This is a genomic window from Chryseobacterium ginsenosidimutans (assembly GCF_024807225.1).
In the GTDB taxonomy this organism is placed as follows: domain Bacteria; phylum Bacteroidota; class Bacteroidia; order Flavobacteriales; family Weeksellaceae; genus Chryseobacterium; species Chryseobacterium ginsenosidimutans.
In genome coordinates this window covers 3,353,520-3,372,657 of the sequence record NZ_JANUCO010000001.1, presented here as the reverse complement: position 1 = coordinate 3,372,657, position 19,138 = coordinate 3,353,520, and the positions used below count along the sequence as shown (strand labels likewise).

21 protein-coding genes are annotated in these 19,138 nt (G+C 33.1%); 5 read left to right on the top strand and 16 right to left on the bottom strand.

All coding sequences use genetic code 11. The annotated features are described in order from the left end of the window. The first annotated feature begins 368 nt into the window (after positions 1-368). Entirely contained in the window at positions 369-3,227 is a 2,859-nt protein-coding gene (gene gcvP, locus J3D55_RS15810) for an aminomethyl-transferring glycine dehydrogenase (protein WP_259132460.1), read from the top strand. 81 nt (positions 3,228-3,308) lie between these two features. On the opposite strand, the gene J3D55_RS15805 is transcribed toward gcvP, so the two are convergent. From J3D55_RS15805 to J3D55_RS15780, 6 genes are all read right to left on the bottom strand, one after another. Continuing rightward, entirely contained in the window at positions 3,309-3,728 is a 420-nt protein-coding gene (locus tag J3D55_RS15805) for a DUF1801 domain-containing protein (protein WP_259132459.1), read from the bottom strand. A gap of 468 nt (positions 3,729-4,196) precedes the next feature. After that, on the bottom strand, positions 4,197-4,976 hold the full coding sequence (locus J3D55_RS15800) for a hypothetical protein (protein ID WP_259132458.1): 780 nt from the start codon (positions 4,974-4,976) through the stop codon (positions 4,197-4,199). A 10-nt stretch (positions 4,977-4,986) separates the two neighbouring features. Further along, positions 4,987-5,610: an ankyrin repeat domain-containing protein gene (locus J3D55_RS15795; protein ID WP_259132457.1), complete on the bottom strand. Its 624-nt coding sequence runs from the start codon at positions 5,608-5,610 to the stop codon at positions 4,987-4,989. 152 nt (positions 5,611-5,762) lie between these two features. Continuing rightward, positions 5,763-6,149 carry a hypothetical protein gene (locus J3D55_RS15790; RefSeq protein WP_259132456.1) on the bottom strand — a complete coding sequence of 129 codons (387 nt, stop codon included), beginning with the start codon at positions 6,147-6,149 and terminating at the stop codon, positions 5,763-5,765. Beyond that, positions 6,146-6,865 (bottom strand): AAA family ATPase, encoded by a 720-nt coding sequence (locus tag J3D55_RS15785; protein WP_259132455.1) that lies wholly within the window; start codon positions 6,863-6,865, stop codon positions 6,146-6,148. The genes J3D55_RS15790 and J3D55_RS15785 overlap by 4 nt, the downstream gene beginning before the upstream one ends. Before the next feature lie 39 nt (positions 6,866-6,904). After that, positions 6,905-7,405: a MepB family protein gene (locus J3D55_RS15780; RefSeq protein ID WP_259132454.1), complete on the bottom strand. Its 501-nt coding sequence runs from the start codon at positions 7,403-7,405 to the stop codon at positions 6,905-6,907. A gap of 820 nt (positions 7,406-8,225) precedes the next feature. Here J3D55_RS15780 and J3D55_RS15775 point away from each other — a divergent pair. Continuing rightward, positions 8,226-8,561 carry a DMT family transporter gene (locus J3D55_RS15775; protein ID WP_259132453.1) on the top strand — a complete coding sequence of 112 codons (336 nt, stop codon included), beginning with the start codon at positions 8,226-8,228 and terminating at the stop codon, positions 8,559-8,561. Position 8,562: 1 nt separating this feature from the next. Here J3D55_RS15775 and J3D55_RS15770 read toward each other — a convergent pair whose 3' ends face one another. The 3 genes from J3D55_RS15770 to J3D55_RS15760 all read right to left on the bottom strand — a co-directional run bounded on the left by J3D55_RS15770 (position 8,563) and on the right by J3D55_RS15760 (position 10,746). Continuing rightward, positions 8,563-9,225 carry a glycosyltransferase family 32 protein gene (locus tag J3D55_RS15770; protein WP_259132452.1) on the bottom strand — a complete coding sequence of 221 codons (663 nt, stop codon included), beginning with the start codon at positions 9,223-9,225 and terminating at the stop codon, positions 8,563-8,565. Between the two features lie 181 nt (positions 9,226-9,406). Beyond that, a complete protein-coding gene (locus J3D55_RS15765; protein WP_259132451.1) occupies positions 9,407-10,372 on the bottom strand; it encodes a DUF6268 family outer membrane beta-barrel protein in 966 nt (321 codons plus the stop codon). Positions 10,373-10,374: 2 nt separating this feature from the next. Beyond that, on the bottom strand, positions 10,375-10,746 hold the full coding sequence (locus J3D55_RS15760; RefSeq protein ID WP_259132450.1) for a hypothetical protein: 372 nt from the start codon (positions 10,744-10,746) through the stop codon (positions 10,375-10,377). A 252-nt stretch (positions 10,747-10,998) separates the two neighbouring features. On the opposite strand from J3D55_RS15760, the gene J3D55_RS15755 reads away from it, so the two are divergent. After that, positions 10,999-12,075 carry a sensor histidine kinase gene (locus J3D55_RS15755; RefSeq protein WP_259132449.1) on the top strand — a complete coding sequence of 359 codons (1,077 nt, stop codon included), beginning with the start codon at positions 10,999-11,001 and terminating at the stop codon, positions 12,073-12,075. Further along, positions 12,072-12,797 carry a LytR/AlgR family response regulator transcription factor gene (locus J3D55_RS15750; RefSeq protein ID WP_259132448.1) on the top strand — a complete coding sequence of 242 codons (726 nt, stop codon included), beginning with the start codon at positions 12,072-12,074 and terminating at the stop codon, positions 12,795-12,797. Before J3D55_RS15755 ends, J3D55_RS15750 begins: the two co-directional genes overlap by 4 nt. On the opposite strand, the gene J3D55_RS15745 is transcribed toward J3D55_RS15750, so the two are convergent. The 3 genes from J3D55_RS15745 to J3D55_RS15735 form a co-directional block, all read right to left on the bottom strand. Next, positions 12,798-13,889, bottom strand: a complete 1,092-nt coding sequence (locus J3D55_RS15745; RefSeq protein ID WP_259132447.1) for a hypothetical protein — start codon at positions 13,887-13,889, stop codon at positions 12,798-12,800. Between the two features lie 11 nt (positions 13,890-13,900). Further along, on the bottom strand, positions 13,901-14,608 hold the full coding sequence (locus J3D55_RS15740) for an endonuclease (RefSeq protein ID WP_259132446.1): 708 nt from the start codon (positions 14,606-14,608) through the stop codon (positions 13,901-13,903). 90 nt (positions 14,609-14,698) lie between these two features. After that, positions 14,699-15,241 carry a hypothetical protein gene (locus J3D55_RS15735; RefSeq protein WP_259132445.1) on the bottom strand — a complete coding sequence of 181 codons (543 nt, stop codon included), beginning with the start codon at positions 15,239-15,241 and terminating at the stop codon, positions 14,699-14,701. Positions 15,242-15,403: 162 nt separating this feature from the next. Here J3D55_RS15735 and J3D55_RS15730 point away from each other — a divergent pair, with 162 nt between their 5' ends. Next, positions 15,404-16,759, top strand: a complete 1,356-nt coding sequence (locus tag J3D55_RS15730; RefSeq protein WP_259135122.1) for a deoxyguanosinetriphosphate triphosphohydrolase — start codon at positions 15,404-15,406, stop codon at positions 16,757-16,759. An 88-nt stretch (positions 16,760-16,847) separates the two neighbouring features. Here J3D55_RS15730 and J3D55_RS15725 read toward each other — a convergent pair whose 3' ends face one another. The 4 genes from J3D55_RS15725 to J3D55_RS15710 form a co-directional block, all read right to left on the bottom strand. Further along, positions 16,848-17,921 (bottom strand): NAD(P)H-dependent flavin oxidoreductase, encoded by a 1,074-nt coding sequence (locus J3D55_RS15725; protein ID WP_259132444.1) that lies wholly within the window; start codon positions 17,919-17,921, stop codon positions 16,848-16,850. A gap of 31 nt (positions 17,922-17,952) precedes the next feature. Further along, on the bottom strand, positions 17,953-18,333 hold the full coding sequence (locus J3D55_RS15720; RefSeq protein WP_259132443.1) for a nuclear transport factor 2 family protein: 381 nt from the start codon (positions 18,331-18,333) through the stop codon (positions 17,953-17,955). 71 nt (positions 18,334-18,404) lie between these two features. After that, a complete protein-coding gene (locus J3D55_RS15715; RefSeq protein WP_259132442.1) occupies positions 18,405-18,638 on the bottom strand; it encodes an SDR family oxidoreductase in 234 nt (77 codons plus the stop codon). After that, on the bottom strand, positions 18,613-19,137 hold the full coding sequence (locus tag J3D55_RS15710) for an SDR family NAD(P)-dependent oxidoreductase (RefSeq protein WP_259132441.1): 525 nt from the start codon (positions 19,135-19,137) through the stop codon (positions 18,613-18,615). The genes J3D55_RS15715 and J3D55_RS15710 overlap by 26 nt, the downstream gene beginning before the upstream one ends. Position 19,138: the final 1 nt, after the last annotated feature.

The window sequence follows — 19,138 nt, the reverse complement described above, 5'->3', positions numbered from 1 at the left end:
GCTTCGCGAAGCGTGAAAACAACGCTTCATCAAATCAACTTGTTGATTCATCTTTGCTCACTTAATTAAATTAATATTGAATAAAACTTTGCGTTAAAAAATCAGCAGTAAATTTTAAAATGTTTGAATCAAATTTAAACAGACTCTCAGTCATTTTTATGAATTTTTTAAAATTTGGAACCGATCTTAATTTAATCAAAAAGTTAGATTTAACTGTTTTTATATTTAAAATGATAATAAAAACCCATTAATTTTGAATAAGATAGAAAACTTTTCGTTATTTGTTTGTGATTTCAATTTAGTTGTACAATTTTCGAAAAAATCGTAATTTTACCCATCTTTTTTACAAACAAAATCTAATATAAAAAATGAATACAGAACAGTTTGTGAGCCGTCACATTTCCCTAAATGAAGCCGATAAACAGGCGATGTTGGAAAAAGTAGGCGTTTCAAGTATCGAAGAGCTCATCTCTCAAACCATCCCTTCTTCTATCCGTTTAGAAAAGGATCTTGAAATCTCAGAACCGCTTTCAGAATACGAAATGCTTATCCATTCTAAGGATTTGGCATCGAAAAATACTGATTATACAAGCTATATCGGTTTTGGATATCACAACACTTTGTTGCCATCGGCTATTCAGAGAAATATTTTTGAAAACCCGAGTTGGTACACAGCTTATACTCCTTATCAGGCGGAAATCGCACAGGGAAGATTGGAAGCTCTTCTGAATTTCCAGACTGTTGTGTGTGATCTTACAGGTTTTGCTTTGGCAAATGCTTCATTATTGGATGAATCTACAGCCGCTGCAGAAGCAATGCACATGTTCTTCAACAACAGAACGAAAGATCAGAAAAAAGCAGGAGCAAACAAATTTTTTGTTTCTGACCTTGTGTTGCCTCAAACCGTTTCAGTATTGAAAACGAAAGCGGAAGGACTTGAAATTGAGATCGTAGAAGGTGACCACAAAACGCATGAGTTTGATGGTTCTTACTATGGAGTTCTATTGCAATATCCTGGCAAAAACGGAATCGTTTTAGATTACACAGAAGATATTGTAGAATATAAAAAATTAGACCTTCAGGTTGCAGTTGCTTGTGATCCGATGGCTTTGGTTAAACTAAAATCTCCGGCTTCAATGGGCGCTGATTGTGCAGTTGGGACTTCACAGAGATTTGGTATTCCGTTGGGTTACGGTGGTCCTCACGCAGCATTTTTCTCTTGTAAGGAAGATTATAAGAGAGATATTCCGGGAAGAATTATCGGGGTTTCTCAGGATATGTACGGAAGACGTGCATTGAGAATGGCTTTACAGACGAGAGAGCAGCACATCAAGAGAGAAAGAGCAACTTCAAATATTTGTACAGCTCAGGTTCTTTTGGCGGTTATGGCTGGAATGTACGCTGTTTATCACGGTCCGAAAGGGTTAAATTATATCGCAGATCAGATTCACTTTAAAGCAAACGCTTTGAAAAACGGTCTTAAAGCTTTAGGATATCAAACGGTTGAAGAGCCGATTTTTGATACGGTAAAAATTGCGATGAACGAAGATGAAAAAGGAAGATTATCAAGAATGATGTTGGATCACAGACTTAATCTGAACTATTTCACAGAAGGAATTGTAAGCATCGCGATCAACGAAAGTACAACATTAGAGAAATTAAATGTTCTAATGGCTTCTTTTGCTCAGTTTAAAGATAAGCAGACTTTCAAATTAGAAATAAAAGAAGGATATAGCATTCCTGAAGAGAATTTAAGAAAAGACGAAATTCTTACAGAAAGCGTATTCAACAAATACCACACGGAAACGGAATTGATGCGTTACATCAAACGTTTGGAAAGAAAAGATTTATCATTAACACATTCAATGATTTCTCTAGGTTCTTGTACAATGAAACTGAACGCAGCCACTCAAATGTTACCACTTTCTTGGGACAACTGGGGAGCTGTTCACCCATTTGTACCGGTTGACCAAGCAGGAGGATATCAGGAAATGATTAAGGAATTAGAAAAAGATTTAGCTGAAATCACTGGTTTTGCAGGTACTTCTCTTCAGCCAAATTCTGGAGCTCAGGGAGAATATGCAGGATTAATGGTAATCAGAGAATATCATATTTCAAGAGGTGAAGGTCACAGAAATGTAGTATTGATTCCTCAGTCTGCACACGGAACAAACCCGGCTTCTGCAGCAATGGCAGGAATGAAAATCGTTGTTGTTAAAAATCTTGAAAGCGGAGAAATTGATTTCGAAGACTTGAAAGCTAAAACAGAGCAGCATTCTGAAAACCTATCTTGTGTAATGATTACGTATCCGTCAACTTACGGATTCTTCGACGCAAATATTATTGAAATTACAGACTTAATCCATCAACATGGCGGACAAGTATATATGGACGGTGCGAACATGAATGCGCAAGTTGGATATACAAGTCCGGGAAACATCGGAGCAGACGTTTGTCACCTTAATCTTCACAAAACTTTCGCGATTCCTCACGGAGGTGGAGGTCCTGGAGTTGGTCCTATCTGTGTTGCTAAACACTTGGTTCCTTTCTTGCCTTCCAATGCAAACATCAGAATCGGAGCTAAAGAAGCGATCGAAGGTATTTCTGCAGCGCCTTACGGTTCTGGTTTGATCTTGAATATTTCTTACGCTTACATCAAAATGTTAGGAACTTCAGGATTGAAAAAAGCAACTGAACATGCGATCTTAAATGCTAATTATTTAAAAGAAATTTTAGCTGAGCATTTCCCTATTTTATATTCAAATACTGAAGGTAGAGTAGCGCACGAGTGTATCGTAGATTTCCGTCAGTTTAAATCTTTAGGAATTGAAGTTGCTGATGTTGCAAAAAGATTGATGGATTATGGTTTCCATGCTCCAACAGTTTCTTTCCCGGTTGCAGGAACATTGATGATCGAACCAACTGAATCTGAAAGTAAATCTGAAATCGACCGTTTTGCAGAGGCTTTAATTGCCATCAAACATGAGATCGATGAGATTGCCAACGGAGATGCAGATGCTACAAACAACGTATTGAAAAACGCTCCTCACACCGAGCAATTGGTAATCTCTGATTCTTGGGATAAACCATACAGCAGAGAAAAAGCAGCATATCCATTAGAGTGGGTAAGAGAGCACAAATTCTTTGCTTCTGTTTCAAGAGTTGATGAAGCTTACGGAGACAGAAACTTAGTTTGTACTTGTGAGCCGATTGAAGCTTATATGTAATTAAAAGTTTCTTATATAATTAATCCCTTTCAGTTTTGAGAGGGATTTTTTTGTTTTTAATGCTCAATATTTAGATGGAAATTACAATTCGCTTACATATCGTATAATCTCTTCCAATACTTCAATATTAATATCTTTCAATGTTTTAAACTTAATACAATATCCACTCACACTCGCTTTTCCTAATCTTTTTCCATAAGTTTCAGATAAGAATTTTTTATCTTCAATACCCATGATATAGACCGAAATTCCGGTTGTGTTTGTACTGAGACCGATTCTGTAAAATTCTTTGGTTGTTCCATTAGCATATTTCATCATATGAATTCCATATCCGATATTGGGGTTGGAAACAACTTTACCATCACTGTCTTTACCATCCAGAAACCATAATTTGGATTCTGGCATTGTTTGCAAGATGAGATGATGCAGAGTTTGTAGTTCACTGCTTTTTGGCTCGGGTTGGCTATTGATATATTCTTTGATTTGTTCTTCTGTGTTCATAGCAATATGAAATTGAGTTGTTTTATTAAATCAATTAAATATAAAATAATATTCTGTATACGCTCAAAATTTTAAAGAAGATAGAAATTTGATTGTATTTATAAACCTATTTAAAAGTTATTTTTTTTGTCTAAGAGCCTGTTTAAATTTTATATTACAAATTTTGTAACCTGTTTGAAAATATATTTTTTTGTAAATGAAAGTTTTTACATTAAAAGACTTAAGATCTTTTCAAACAGAATCTGTTATTGTTTTTAACGCAAAGATTCTATTTACATTACGCATTATTTTTAGAAGGCAAAGGCAAATAAAATTTGCTTCGCGAAGCATGAAAGCAACGCTTCATCAAATCAACTTGTTGATTCATCTTTGCTCACTTTATACTAAGTACTGTTGAATAAATCTTTGCGTTAAAAATCAGCAGTAAATTTTAAAATGTTTGAATCAAATTTAAACAGACTCTAAAAATTAATTAGCAATATAATAGAAATAATTATCTGCAATTTTTTCAGACTTCATAATTTCAAAAAGTAAATGATCTTCTTCGATGTGACCTTTTTCATTAAAATAAAAACCATATGAATTATCTGTAAACCCATCGACTAAATAAAAAATACCCTTTGTTGTTTTAACGGCAGAATATATATTCAGTTCATTCAACAAATTCAAAATTTGATCCTGTTGTTTGGAAAATTTTATATGTTCTTTTTTAGTTTCAGGAGAAATAGGATAGGGAGAACCTTTCGGAATGATATAACCCCAATAAAGATTATTTTCTTTGAAAATAGTATCTATTCTCTGAAGGTTTTTTTGATTTAGAAAAATTTTGTTAGTAGATGTAAGGATCAGATTAGATAATTTATCAAATTTCTCAATATTAAGTTTAAAATGATTAGTAAGATTATCTTGATTCTTCGCCCCCTCTCCTAAAAAAGTATTTGCTTTTGCCATGGCTTCCTCTATAGAAATTTTGTATTTATCTGAAAAAGCACCCCATATGAAATTTGGAATTTGACTTGAAGTATAAATAGAATCTAATGCCTTTACTTCCTTTGATTCTAAAGGTCTCATATCCCATTTAGAAAAAGGCTTGGAATTAATAAGGTAAGCTTCTACAGAAGTATATTCCTGATCGGTTATTTTATTTAAATAATCGAATATTTCTAAATCAAACTTTCGTTCATTCTTATTTTGTCCGAAAGCTACTATTGACATGAAAATGAACAGTATAATAGAAAAATTTTTCATAAGATTATATTTATTGCAAAAGCTTCACAATTTCTGTATTACCTTTCTCTTTTGCCATATCCAGCGCTGTTTTACCGTCTTTATTTTTAATCGTTAAATCTGGTTTATATTGCAGCAAAAATTTTACGGTTTCTACATTTCCTCCTTGTGAGCAATACATGATGGGAGTTTCATTGTCTTTATCAATATTGTTGATATCTGCTCCGTTTTTTATAAGATATTCTGCAATATTCAGGTAACCTTTTCCGATTGCGCTTGCAAAAGGTGTTGCAAGATCAGTTGCTTTTGTATCTACTTTGGCTTTATTCTCTACCAAAAGTTTTACCACTTCCATTTTATTGTTTCGTGTAGCAAATCTTAGAGATGACCATCCATTTACATCCTGAAAATTAGGATTTGCATTGTTTTTTAATAGAACTTCAACGATTTTTAGGTATCCTTCCTGAGCGGCAAGATTAAGTGGCGTTGCTGTTGATTCCAAAGGCATATTCACATCAGCACCTTTCTGGATGAGCAATTCAACGATTTTTGCATTTCCTGTACCCACAGCAGAATATAAAGGGGTAATCCCGTCTTCTTGGGATTTTTGATTAATGTCTTCTCCTTTTTCTAATAATTTGTTTATTTTTTTCAAAATCCTGACTTTCAATAGCTTTGAAGATTTTTTGAGAAAATAATGAAGAGAATGTAAATAATGATAAAGCAATAAAAAGGCTTTTGGTTTTCATAAGGTTAAGTTTTATTTTGAATTAATTTTAAAGCATCCAAATATAAAAACAAAATCTTTTAATCAACGAGAATTTCAGAATTAAAAACTTCTTTTCTATTTACCAAAATAGAGTCAAAATTTACTTTTTTAAAAGAAATTTCTTTGCGATAATATTCAAAATCCTCTTTATAAATTTCTATGATTTTCTCTTTGATTTCTTCATCGGGTTTCTGCATGTATTTTTCACAGAGACAAAGTGCTAATTTTTGCATCGCAGATTCATATTCCCATTGATTTGAAACAGCTTCATAATTAATTTTCCTTTCTTTTTCTTCATCATGAAGAGGATAGCTTACTTTGCAGGATTTAAAACTGACTTCTCCTGTATACTTTTTTGAACAGGAAATTAAAATGATAGCAATTAAAAAAATAGTGATGGTTTTTATTCCTAAAAACTCTTTCATGACTGTCTTTGGTGTTGAGCCTCGAGTTTTTGAATTAAATTTCCTTTCACCACCGTAAAACCATAATCCTTCGCTTCCGCAAAAGAAACTTCATATTTCCTTTCAATAGTCCTCAAATCCTCAGGAAATTTTGACAATAAATTATCATAAAAACGATCGAGAAACTCTTTAGAAGGCATTTCGTAATTAACTTTTAATTGAAAACGTCTGATTAAAGCGGTATCAATGATTTCAGGATGATTCGTAGCGCACAGTAGAAGGGCGTTTTGGGGATAATAATCAATCAGCTGAATTAATGTGTTCACCAGTCGTCTCATTTCGCCCACATCTTTGTCGTCGCTGCCTCTCGCTTTCCCGATCTGGTCAAGTTCATCAAGGAAAAGTACCGATCGTTCTCGGGAAGCTTTATCGAAAATCATTTTGATATTCTGCGAGGTTTCCCCGATTCTCGAAGAAACGATATTGCTTAAATTAAGAATAATGATATTTTTACCTAAAGCATTCGCAATCGCTTTTGCCGTCATGGTTTTTCCGCAACCCGAGCTTCCCTGAAGAAGCACTTTATTGTTCACCGGAAGTCCGTATTCCTGTAATTCTTTGGAATAGGTATTTTCTTTGATGAGCTGTACAAATTGCTCCTTATTTTGAGGTTCAAGGAAAACATCATTCAGCGTTATTTCTTCTTTATCTTGAATAATAAGGTCGTACAGATTCATTTATATTAAAATTATATACAAAGATAAAGTTTTAATCATTTAGAATTTTAAATCCAAAATCGACTTACATTTTTCAAGATAATGATCCTCGGAAAGGTTAATGAATGATTTCTCCTGCCAGTTTTTCGTTTTTTCTGCCTGTTTATTTTCCGGAATATCCCAATCTGGATATACTCTGAAACCACGTTTCCCTTCTTTGGAAAGTGTTGTTAAAATTTTATTCTGAATTAAAACCTCTTTACTGAAAATGAAAAACCCTTTGTTGTTTCCAGATTCTGTCATAATTATATAAAAATCAAAATCATCTTCTTGGGTAAAAGGTTCTGTTTCCCTTGTTTCGGGATTCCTTTTCCATAACGTAACGAACTGTCCCACTTTTTTAGGTGTAATCTTAGCTTTCCTGAATTTTATACTGAATGTATTTAATTGAAAATTATATCCAAAATACTCATCGCATTCAAGGTCTTTTAAAAGGTTTGTAAGTTGGCAGTTTAGTTTTGAAAAAACAGAATTTGGTATTATTTCAATTTCTTTACTCATGGGAAATACGTGTTGAGAGTACAAACTTAGGCAACTTCAATAGAATAAATAAAAAAAGCCGAACATAAATGTTCGACCCGATCGGCTATTATAAAAATTAAATTTCTTCCTTAGTGTAAAATCTTATTGCTATGTTTTTTGTGCCCTTTTACTCGCTGTGAGTAAAAGAGCAGTCAATCTTTTTACAGATTGAAAACATAAACAATATAATTCGTCTGTGTGTCCTGCCACTGCAATCAATTTACAGCTCAGAACGTTTAATTAATTTCTTTGTTCTCTTTTTACTGTCATAAAGTAAGAAGCGAATACTACTAAACATGTTGCGATTCCAATGTAAGTTACCATTTTGTTTTATTTTTAATTATTTGACTTTTTATTATCAATTTTACATTTGCAATATTACAACTTTCAAATAATGTACCAAAACAAATAATCATGATGTATATCAGGGTTTTAGGGTAGTTTTGTTTATGATTTAGATAAGAATAGTTTACATTAAATTAATATAAAATTAAAAATTTATAGTAGGTTTTATTATGTTATCTGTAAAATTTTATCAATCCTTCAATGCTTTCCTGTTTTGTATTTAAAAGTTGATAATACAAAAAAGAAAAAATGCGATACATAATAACATGATTTGAGATAATATTATATCACTATTTTTTGAACTGTAAAGATTTTAATGTTAACTAAATTTATTATTAATCCATTTAAAGTGAATTTTAATACAGTGATGGTGTCAGTATTTATGGTATAATTTTTCATAATAGAATATATGACACAATTGTTTTTGACTACTTTTGTCTTAAAAATAAAGAGTATGGGACGCAGTTATATTTACTTATTATTAGCAATTGTTTTCGAAATTATAGCCACAACTTTCCTGAAAAAATCGGATGGATTTTCTAAAGTTTTGCCTTCGGTAATTACCATTATAGGCTATTCTGCAGCTTTTTATTTTTTAAGTCTTACTTTAAAGCAAATTCCTGTAGGCGTAACGTATGCTATTTGGTCTGGTGTAGGAATTATTTTCATTACCCTAATCGGAATTGTGGTTTTTAAACAAATTCCCGACCTTCCCGCGATTGCAGGAATAATTTTAATCATAATTGGAGTAATGATTATTAATTTATTTTCGAAAATGGGGACACATTAATTTAGAATTCCCGGATAATTGCCTGGTTTCTCTGCTTTTGTTTCCAATGTTCGGCGCGCTTTTCGTACAGGAAAAATTTTCCTAATTTATATTTGAATTTCAGAAACCCCCGAAATTCAATCCCGTCAAATAATCGGTAAGGAATATCCGGATTTTCCTGTAAAGCCCTTCTGATTCCCTTACTGAAGACTGTAGGACCAGTTGTTTCATGGATATTATTCGGATAGCGGTGCGTTTTTATATTATCGAGCATAAGCTCTAATGTTTTCTCAAGAAAAGGATGGTTTTTATTGAAAATAAGACCCCATTGTACAAAAAGATTGGGATGTCTTTCTGCACTGATAACGGCTTCATCATTATCTTTTATAAGGTATCGTAAAGGTTTGGTAATAGAACTGTCAATATCCAGATAAACCCCGCCTTTTTTATAGAGAATGGCGTAACGGAAAAAATCTGCTTTTGCGGCTCCAATGGTTAATTTTTTGTAGTTTTCGATATATTCAGGAGGAAACTCTTCTGTGATGAATTTTTCAATATCCTGATCGTCATAGAAAAAATAATTGTATTCAGGATTTTTTCTTTTCATGTTCCAAATGTGCAGTTTTGTAATGAAGGGAAGCTTTTTTGTCTTAAAAGTCTGAAATATCTGTTTCGGAACTGCCATAGTTTATTTTTTAATGTCTATTATTTAATATTCAATATGCTGAAAATCATTTACTTGGATTTTTAAATTGAGATTATGGATGGGAGGGAAACCATGAGAACCTCTTAAAATGCCGATGCAGCTTATCTTTGAGTTACTTTTAAGATTAAAATTTTATTAAAAAGTTAAATCAATCGCTTGATTAATTTTTGGGTTTCCCGAAAAGATTGTAAGAAATCCCGATATTGAAATAAAAAGAAGGTTTGTATTTTGCCTCGAAAACATAGTCTTTAAAAGATTCCTGTTTCTCAAAAACTCGGGCATTCGGAGTTGCTCTGATTCCTGTTTTTAAAGTTCCGATGAAATATCCGCCTAAATTATGTTCATAAATTGCTCCGGAATTGATTTCCACTTGTCTATATTCATAGGTTTTATCCGATCGATAAAGGTAAAAAGACGTATTATCCAGCTCGGATCCGAAAGAAATTCTACCGTTTGAAAAAATATTTTTTCTTATCAAGACCTTTTTGGGCAAAAGAATATCCGCAACCCAGCCATTATCAAATTTATGTTCATAAGTAAAAATCGGAAGAACAGGAACTTGTGAGCTCGGATCGATAAATACGGCAGCTCCCAATGTTATTTTCGTTTTCGGGTTGGCTTTTAAAACAATAAGTCCGGTCAGTATTCCGCGGATTCTTTCAAAATGCTGTTCGCTTCCATCCACAGAAACTGATGCAGAATAAACCGCGATTTTATTAAAAAGTTTAGAAAAATAATTGGCATTAATGGCTTCAGAAAAATAATGATAATCGCTTTTTTGTTGATAATCGGAAACAGGGTTTTCGGTATTTATGGAAGTGTAGCGGTAATTTAAAGAGGTACTTAATTGCCATTTTCTGTTTTTAACGAAATAAATATTGGCATTGGCTTTTACCTGATGAAAATCTTTCACTTTATTTTCAGGAAGCTCGTTTCCATTGAGATTTGAAGTGAATTTGTAAGGTGTTGTTTGGGTAAATTCTAAATTAAAATCACGGGTCTGTGGAAATTTATCTGCAACAAATGCTCTTACTTTCAACGGAATACTGTCTTTTTTCTGAGCATAAACAATATTTTTAAAAGGAAGAAATGCAAACGGAATAAGAGCTTTTCTAAATGTTTTCATAGTTATTTTAGTTCTTTAATAATGGACTGAAAAAAGTTGAAATGGAAGATTTTATCATAAAAAATTTCAATGCTGTTTTCTATGATGAATTCAATATATTCCTTAGATTGGGAAACGGAATCTTCTTCCACAAAAACAAACCAGATTTCTTTTAAGTGATTGGTTCTCTTAAAACTTTCGAAAAGATTCAGGTCTAGAGAAATCGGATGTTTCAAATCGTAGAATAAAATTCCTTTTTTAACATTATTTTCTTCAATAATATTTACAGGATGGTTGATACAGTTAATAATTTTAATCTCCGAATTGTAGCAATCAATAAAATGATGCAGATCAATCAGTTGAATTACTTTTTCTTCTTGTTGAGAGTCAGTCATATAAAAACATTCTATTGAGATTTGCTCCGTCAGTTTCCTGGAAAGCCGTTAGTTCCATAAGTGAAAATTTTACAAGGCAAAGGAATAGAGAAACATTATGCGAAAATTGTTTTTTATACGAAATGGGTGGTATTTTATACGAAATCTTTAGTTTTAAAATTTGTATAATAAAATGCGGATTTTGTATAATATTTTAATGAGAACTATCGTTATAACGTATTTTTGTTGTGTTATAAAAATAGATCGGAAAGAATGAAATACGATTCTCAGCATTTTAAAGAAACATTGGTGATGGATTTTCTAGTAGAAGACCGTTTCAGGTTTTTGAGGCATTTTTTGTTTCTTATTTTCTTCTTTTTATTGATTTATAATGCGAGATTCTGGCATTGGTATTCGGGAGTTTATCAGTATTACATCTTGTTTTTTGTATATCTTTTGTTGATTTCGATGGTGTATATCAATATTTATGTATTGGTTCCGTTGTTTTTCTTTAAAACCCGTTATTTAACGTATTTTATTCTTCTTGTTTTGCTCGGAGTCGTCGGTTTGAATATTATTGGCTATTGTTTCGAAACTTTTTTCTCAGAATACAGAGTGATGCATATTCCACGGGAAGGCGGAAAAGGTGGGATTTATGAAGGTGTTTTAATGTGTATTCCGATTATTATGACGACAACAACGGTAAAACTTTTACAAAAATGGATAAAAGACAGCCAGAGAATCACAGATCTTAATAATCTTACACTGAGAATGGAACTGAATGAGCTCCGAAACCAGATCAATCCTCATTTTCTGTTTAATATGCTGAATAATGTAAAAGCATTAATAAGAACCGATCCCGAAAAAGCGACAACTGTTATCATGAAACTGTCCGAATTTTTAAGATACCAATTGTATGAAAACGGCGAAGAAAAAACGCTGCTCACTTCGGAAATCGATTTTCTTTCGAACTTTATAAACCTTGAAAAAATAAGAAGAGAAGATCTTTCTGTGGATATTTGGGTTGATATCGACAAAAGAACGGTGAACAGTATTTTTATTCCGCCTAATATTTTTACAACGTTTGTAGAAAATGCCGTAAAACACAGTGTCGACATCAGTGGAAAAGAACATTACATTAAAATCGATCTTAAAATGCAGGATAAAAAATTGCATTTTAAATGTATCAATTCAAAAAACTCTGATTTTCCTGTTTCTAATAAAAATTATGGTGGTTTGGGATTGGTAAATATCAAAAGAAGATTAGAATTATTGTACCAAAACACCCATGAACTGGAGATTGTTTCGACGGATAAAGAATATATTGTAAACTTAATTATTCCTGTATGAATTGTATAATTGTAGATGATGAGCCGTTGGCAAGAGCCGAAATGCAGTCGTTAATAAAAGAAGTTTCGCAAATTGAAATGTTGGGAAGTTTCTCGAATGTTCTTGCAGCAACCGAATTTTTGAAAACAAAAGAAATCGATTTGATTTTTCTTGATATCGAAATGCCTTTAATTTCAGGATTGGAATTCGCAGAAACGTTGCCAAAAGACACCTTAATAATTTTCACAACAGCTTATTCGCAGTATGCCTTAAAAAGTTATGAACTGGATGCGGTCGATTATTTATTGAAACCCATTGAAAAACAGAGACTTGAAAAAGCAATCAATAAAGCGATTCTTTATAAAGAGTTGTTATCAAACGAAACGGTAAAAAATACCGTAGAATCCAATACTTCCGATTTTTTATTCATCAAAGCAGACAGAAGATATTATAAAATTAACTTTTCTGATATTAAATTTATCGAAGGCTTAAAAGATTATGTCGTCATTCATACCCAAACGCAAAAGCTGATTACAGCAATGAATTTAAAGACCATTCATCAAAAAATTCCGGCAAATATTTTTCTGAGAGTGAGCAAATCGTATGTCATTAATATTGATTTTATTGATTCTTTCGACAATCATAATATCTACATTGGCGATGCGGAAATTCCTTTGGGAGAGGTTTATAAATCGGAGTTTTTTAAGGCGTATTCCGGAGGTTCGTTGAATATTGATAATTAATTAAATAGAGTGAGTTGACTGTTTTGATAAAACCCATTTTCCATTTTCGTAAACCGCTTCAACAAAACCTCCACCTGCACCGCTTCCATAATTGATAAAGAATTTTTTACCGTCTTTATCCTTTTTAATTTTTCCGACATATTCGGGAAACATACCTAATTTGTAATCAGATTTTAAATTAAATCTTTCTTTTTCAGGATAAACAAGTACTTTTACATGAGTTGGTTTAATTTTTTGGAAATAGTCACAATCCGAAAAATATCCCGTAAAAGAATAATTGTTTTTGGAAAAATCATAATTATGATAATCATGATCTACAATCTGAGAATACAAATCTGTGAATTTAGATTTCTCAGATTTGTACAACGGATTGATATCTGTAAAATCCGAAATCCCATCATTATCTGTGTCTGCAGAGTTTGGATTTAATAAAATTAACTTTTCAAATAAATCGTTGAAACGATCTTTGTCACTATCTTTTCTTACCGCATCAAGATTGATTTCAAAAACAAGCTGATCTTTTACGGCTTCTTTTGGCGGACCAAAAGGATAACCCCAATCTTCACTGATTCTTATAAAATTTCCATAAGCCAGAAGTTTGTTGCCCGATACAAAATTTTCCGGTTGATTATTATTAAAATGAGTAAAATTGCTCAAACCTAAATAGTAAGCATTGGGAATATTGTTTTTCACTTCAAGAAACCAATACCCAAACTGATTTTCGCCAATTCCGTAAGTATTATTATTTTCTTTCTGAATATTTTTATAAAGAAACTGTTCGCCAAAATTTTTTCTTAGATCACCAAATTTTGCATTGTATTCTTCCGTTCTTTTCTTCCATGAATTTTCATCATAGTCAGACATTGATTTTCTCTCATCATTAAATTCTTCTTCATAAGTTTTCAGATCTTTATTGATGCTGAATTTTACATGAGAAGGATTTGCCTTCAAGATTTCTTCAGGAGTATCGATTTTGAATTCTTTGTATTTGGTATCTTTTTCTTTGCCGTCCTCAAAACAGTTTTTTTCTATATCATATTGTTTACAGGAAAATAATGAAATGAGAAGAATAGATGAGTAAAATGATTTCATGAAAATTGTTTTTAATAGAGTTTTTGATCTTTTTCACAGAAAAAACTTGTTCGTTTACCAATTCCTGTGTCTTTTTTTATAATTTCTGCACCACATTTCGGGCAGTTTTTCTGGTGATAAACTTGCCAGTGTTTTTTCAGAACGTTTGCCTTTTTCCATTTTTTGAAATCGAAACTGTAATTTCTGGCTTCTGCAATTAGCTCGTCTAATTTTTTTGGAGGTAAATTTCCGATCAGACTTTCAGGATGAACTCCAATTCTGAACAAAACCTCATTTTTAATAATATTTCCGACTCCAGAGAAAATATCCTGATCCATTAAGGCGTCGGAAACCATCATTTTAGGAGTTGATTTTAATTTCTTTTCCGCTTTTTCAGGACTCCAATCGTCGCTCATCACGTCGGCTTCCCAATCAATTTTGTTTAAAAATTCAAGATCGACAAGCTTCACATTACAGGTGTAAAAATACATTCCGCCTTCTTTAAAAATCAACCCTAATCGTAAATTATCTTTCTGATCTTTCTTTTCGAACAAGCTATAAGAACCGAACATCAATAAATGAATCCGGATGTTGATAGTATCGAAAATAAGGTAAGTTTGTTTCCCGAATGTTTTTATCTCCCGTAAAATCTCATTCTTAATTCCGGATGTTTCTTTAATTGAATTTCCTTCAACTTCAATTACTTTTTGACCGACATATTTTTGCAGATCTTCTTTCATTAACACTATTGTTGGACCTTCAGGCATGTTTTTAATTTAGATCTTACACAACAATAATTTTGCCACGAAAAAATTTAAATAAGTTAAAGTTCATCGATGCAAATCATTAAACATCTCAATATATTTTTCTTTAAACATTTTCTCAGCATTTTCAGGAAAAGGAAAACCATCTGGTCCTACATAAATTTGTTTTGTATCAATATCTTTATTTAAAATTCTGATTTGGTTGTATTTTGTTAACCAGACATCAAAATGTTCAATCAATTTTGTGGCTTCATCCAGTAATTCGGGCGGGAGAGAATGTCCGTTATTAATCAATAAATCCCGAATGTGCTGATTGGATTTTAAAATAATTTCATCTTCATAAAACTGATCGTATTTTTCGATTTTAGAATATTTGTTTTTAAAAGCAAGTTTCAGCCGATTCAAATGAATATAAACCTGTCCCAATAATTCCACGGTATTTTTTCGCCATTCAAAATAGGAGTTATCTTTTTTCGACAACGCTTCAAACTCTCTTTTGATGATTGAATTGTGCCGTTCTGTTTTTCTATGGAAAAAATAAGCGATGATTGCCGTGAAAAAAGCAGTGACAATCGTACTTCCCAGTATTTGTTGTAGTAATTCGGGCATGATTTCAGTTTTTGATTATTAGTAATCATAAAGTTAGAATAAAAAAGAAGGAGATTTTTCAGGTATTTTTACGGAGAAATAGAAGTTTCCGATGAGAGTTTTTTAGAAAAAATCATTCGATTAGTTCATAAAAAATAAAATTTGGAGTAATTTTGAAAAATGATGAACTTAAACCAGATTTTCACGAATCAGCGTACAGGAAACAATCCGCATACAAAGGCTTCAAGAACGGATTTTCAGAGAGATTTTGATAGAATTATTTTTTCATCGGCTTTCAGAAGACTGCAAAATAAAACGCAGGTTTTTCCACTTCCGGGAAGTGTTTTTGTACACAACCGTTTGACTCACTCGTTGGAAGTTTCATCTGTAGGAAGGAGTTTGGGAAGTATTATCGGTGAGTTTATTCACGATACCTATAAAAATGATTTAAATGAAGATTCCAGGAATTTTTACCTTCATAATTTAGGAAACGTCATTGCAGCCGCTTGTTTGTGTCATGATGTGGGAAATCCTGCTTTCGGACATTCCGGTGAAGATGCGATTGCGAGTTATTTTGATAGAAATGAAACCGATTTAAAGCCAAAATTCAATGAAAAAGAATGGGCAGATTTGGTTAATTTTGAAGGAAATGCCAATGCGATCAGAGTTTTGGCGCAACAGCAGCAAGGAAAAGATGCGGGAGGAATTCAATTGACATTTTCGACATTGGCGAGTATCGCAAAATATCCGTGTGAAGCGATTGCCAAAAAGAAAGGAATTATTCATCGTAAAAAATTCGGTTTCTTTCAAAATGAAAAAGATATTTTCCTTGAAATCGCAAAAGGGACTAATTTAATTTTAGAAAACGAAGAACCGTATATTTTCAAAAGACATCCGTTTGTTTGGCTTGTAGAAGCGGCAGACGATATTTGCTACAACATTATCGACATGGAAGATGCTCACCGATTGGGCATTGTTTCGACAGCAGATTGTAAAAATTTGTTTTTCGAACTGGTAAAATCTGAAACCGATGATGTTGAAAGAATTGAAAGAAAACTGAGTTCTATTTCCAATGAAAACGAGCAGATTTCTTATTTAAGAGCGAAAGTCATCAACGCATTGATTAATAAGTCCCTTGAAATGTACAAGCATAATTTTGAGACGATTCTTGAAGGAAATCTTAGCAACGGTCTCCTCGATATGTATAAAAATGAAAATAAGGCATTGCAGGATATTGCAAGTTTTTCAGTGGAGAAAATCTACAATCATAAAGCGGTGGTAGAAATTGAAAACGCCGGCTACAACGTAATGTACGAATTGTTGGATCATTTTATTCCGTCGATTTTAAAATCTGAAGCTAATGTAAAATCTTACGATATAAAAGCATTAAAATTAATTCCGAAACAATTCATTTACGAAAACGGAACCGATTATCAGAAGGTTTTGGGCGTAGTCGATTTTGTTTCCGGAATGACCGATAATTATGCAACCGATCTTTACAGAAAAATCAAAGGAATCGACATCGGAATGACGGTTTAGGTTGTAGTGATGGAAGTTTGAAGATAGAAGCTCGATGTTTATAACATTTGCAAAAACTTCCCGCTTCCATCTTCAAACTTCAAACAAATCAACCAAGCAGTTCATTCGCTTCTTTGATTAAGGATTGCATTAAAATGGAGGCTTTTTTATATTTTAAAAGTGGCGCAATCTGACCGGACCAAAAGAAAACAAAATCATTTTTTTGTTGTTCCAACGCGGCTTTTCTCAAGGTTCCCATGAAAGTTGTCTGCAAAGGAAAAGGCAACGTTTTGTCTGTCGCAGCCAATACATCTCTCGTGATTTTAGTGGTAATTCCGCGTCCTAATCTTCCGGTGTACGCTCTGGAAAGGGTAGTAGATTTTGCAGCATCGGAGAACAGAAATTCTTTGTGAATCGGCAAAGCTCCGGATTCTTCGGTTGCCAAAAATGCAGTCCCGATTTGTACGGCTTCAGCTCCCAAAGTGAAAACTCCGGCAATTCCGCGACCGTTGGCAATTCCTCCGGCTGCAACAACCGGGATTTTTACTTTATCTTTAACGAGTTGAATTAAAGCAAAAGTTCCTGTTGTAGAAAGTTCAGATTTATCGAGAAAAGAAGGTCTGTGACCGCCACTTTCGAAACCTGAAGCAACAATAACGTCAACTCCTAATTTTTCCAAAGCAATGGCTTCATCCAGCGTTGTGGCGTTTCCGAAAACAATGGTTCCCTGTTTATGAAGGTCTTCAATGATATTGACATCTAAAAGTCCAAACATAAAGCTGAAAACTTTAGGTTTAATATCAAAAACGACCTGCAGCTGATTTTGAAATCTCGATTCAAAAGAGGGTGGAAGTGCAGGAATTTCGGTATTTAAAAGATTAAAATAAGGTTTAAAAGTCTCAACCGCCTTTTCATACTGCTTTTTAGTATGTTCTTCATCAATGATGTCGTGATCGTTTACCCAAAGATTAAGGTTGTAAGGTTTGTCGGTTTTCGACTGTATTTGTTTGTGAATATCATAAATTTCCTGAGGTGAGAGAGTATAAGCTCCGAATCCTCCCAAACCGCCGAGATTACTCACTGTCGTTGTCAGTTCAACCGTTGATAAACCTCCGCCAAAAGGACCTTGCATAATGGGATATTCAATTCCCAGCAATTCTGTGATTCTGTTTTTATTCCACATGATTTTGATGATTTTGGTTAAAAAAATGAAGTTAAGGTTGCACGTCGGTTAATGTCTTGTTGACAATGAGCCATTCCCCATTAATTTTATTGAAAGTTATAAAATTATAGTAATTAAAATCATACATTTTTACATTTAATTTTGCTGTGGCAATCGAGTTAATCACGTCAATAGAAATGATTTTCGCCGTGAAATCTTTCCCTGATTTTTCCGGACTTATACGACTTCCAACCCCTTCAATATATTGTGCTGCGGTTTTGAAATAAGGAACGCCTTTTATGTCTCCGAAAAGAAATGCATCTTTATAGAAAGCTTTTTTGAGAAGTTCGGTATTTCCTTCAAAAATCCCTTTGAAATAATAGTTTTCAATAACATTTCTTATTTCAGTTTCCTGTGTTTGATCTGTTTTCATAACACTTGTTTTTTGTGCATAGCCGTTCAATGGAAAACTGAACAGCCATGCAATGATTAATAGAATTTTCATTATAAATTGTGTCCGGCTCCCATTCCTCCGTCAACGTTGATGATGGCTCCGGAAATTAATTTGTTCTTAGCAATCGCGTGAATCATCTGAGCAACCTCTTCCGGTTCTCCGATGCGGTTTATTAAGTGTAAACCTACATTATTGTCGATCGTTTCATCGTGCATCGGTGTTCTGATTAATCCTGGTGCAACGGTGTTTACTCTGATATTATCTTTCCCAAATTCCGCTGCCAATTGTAAGGTCAAAGCGTGAATTGCTCCTTTGCTCGAAATCGGTGCAGTCGATGGAGATTGTGCAATGGCATGATAAACCAAAGGTGTTTCCGACATTGATGACAACTCCGTCTTTTTGCTTAATCATTTGAGGAATAACGGCTTGTGTCGTGAAGAATGTTCCTTTTAAATTGGTTGTTAAAAATTTATCCAAATATTCTTCTGTCACTTCTAAAAATGGTTTGTTATCGTAAATTCCTGCATTGTTAACCAAAACGTCTATCGAACCGAATTTTTCAAGAGCCGTTTTTGCCAATGCTTCTCCAACTGCCTTATCGGCAATATTTCCTGCAACCATCGCCAGATTTTCTCCCGCTCCCAATTCATTATAAACCTGCTCTAATTTTGATTCTGTTTGTGAATTAATCACCACATTATCACCTCTGTCCAAAAAATAACGGGCTACTTCCAAGCCGATTCCTGATGATGCGCCTGTTACGATTATTGTTTGTTTTTTCATT

Coding starts and splice junctions, on each gene's coding strand:
- gcvP (WP_259132460.1), top strand. CDS start 369: ATGAATACAGAACAGTTTGTGAGCCGTCACATTTCCCTAAATGAAGCC.
- J3D55_RS15805 (WP_259132459.1), bottom strand. CDS start 3,728: ATGAACACAGAAGAACAAATCAAAGAATATATCAATAGCCAACCCGAG.
- J3D55_RS15800 (WP_259132458.1), bottom strand. CDS start 4,976: ATGAAAAATTTTTCTATTATACTGTTCATTTTCATGTCAATAGTAGCT.
- J3D55_RS15790 (WP_259132456.1), bottom strand. CDS start 6,149: ATGAAAGAGTTTTTAGGAATAAAAACCATCACTATTTTTTTAATTGCT.
- J3D55_RS15785 (WP_259132455.1), bottom strand. CDS start 6,865: ATGAATCTGTACGACCTTATTATTCAAGATAAAGAAGAAATAACGCTG.
- J3D55_RS15780 (WP_259132454.1), bottom strand. CDS start 7,405: ATGAGTAAAGAAATTGAAATAATACCAAATTCTGTTTTTTCAAAACTA.
- J3D55_RS15775 (WP_259132453.1), top strand. CDS start 8,226: ATGGGACGCAGTTATATTTACTTATTATTAGCAATTGTTTTCGAAATT.
- J3D55_RS15770 (WP_259132452.1), bottom strand. CDS start 9,225: ATGGCAGTTCCGAAACAGATATTTCAGACTTTTAAGACAAAAAAGCTT.
- J3D55_RS15765 (WP_259132451.1), bottom strand. CDS start 10,372: ATGAAAACATTTAGAAAAGCTCTTATTCCGTTTGCATTTCTTCCTTTT.
- J3D55_RS15760 (WP_259132450.1), bottom strand. CDS start 10,746: ATGACTGACTCTCAACAAGAAGAAAAAGTAATTCAACTGATTGATCTG.
- J3D55_RS15755 (WP_259132449.1), top strand. CDS start 10,999: ATGAAATACGATTCTCAGCATTTTAAAGAAACATTGGTGATGGATTTT.
- J3D55_RS15750 (WP_259132448.1), top strand. CDS start 12,072: ATGAATTGTATAATTGTAGATGATGAGCCGTTGGCAAGAGCCGAAATG.
- J3D55_RS15745 (WP_259132447.1), bottom strand. CDS start 13,889: ATGAAATCATTTTACTCATCTATTCTTCTCATTTCATTATTTTCCTGT.
- J3D55_RS15740 (WP_259132446.1), bottom strand. CDS start 14,608: ATGAAAGAAGATCTGCAAAAATATGTCGGTCAAAAAGTAATTGAAGTT.
- J3D55_RS15735 (WP_259132445.1), bottom strand. CDS start 15,241: ATGCCCGAATTACTACAACAAATACTGGGAAGTACGATTGTCACTGCT.
- J3D55_RS15730 (WP_259135122.1), top strand. CDS start 15,404: ATGAACTTAAACCAGATTTTCACGAATCAGCGTACAGGAAACAATCCG.
- J3D55_RS15725 (WP_259132444.1), bottom strand. CDS start 17,921: ATGTGGAATAAAAACAGAATCACAGAATTGCTGGGAATTGAATATCCC.
- J3D55_RS15720 (WP_259132443.1), bottom strand. CDS start 18,333: ATGAAAACAGATCAAACACAGGAAACTGAAATAAGAAATGTTATTGAA.
- J3D55_RS15710 (WP_259132441.1), bottom strand. CDS start 19,137: ATGAAAAAACAAACAATAATCGTAACAGGCGCATCATCAGGAATCGGC.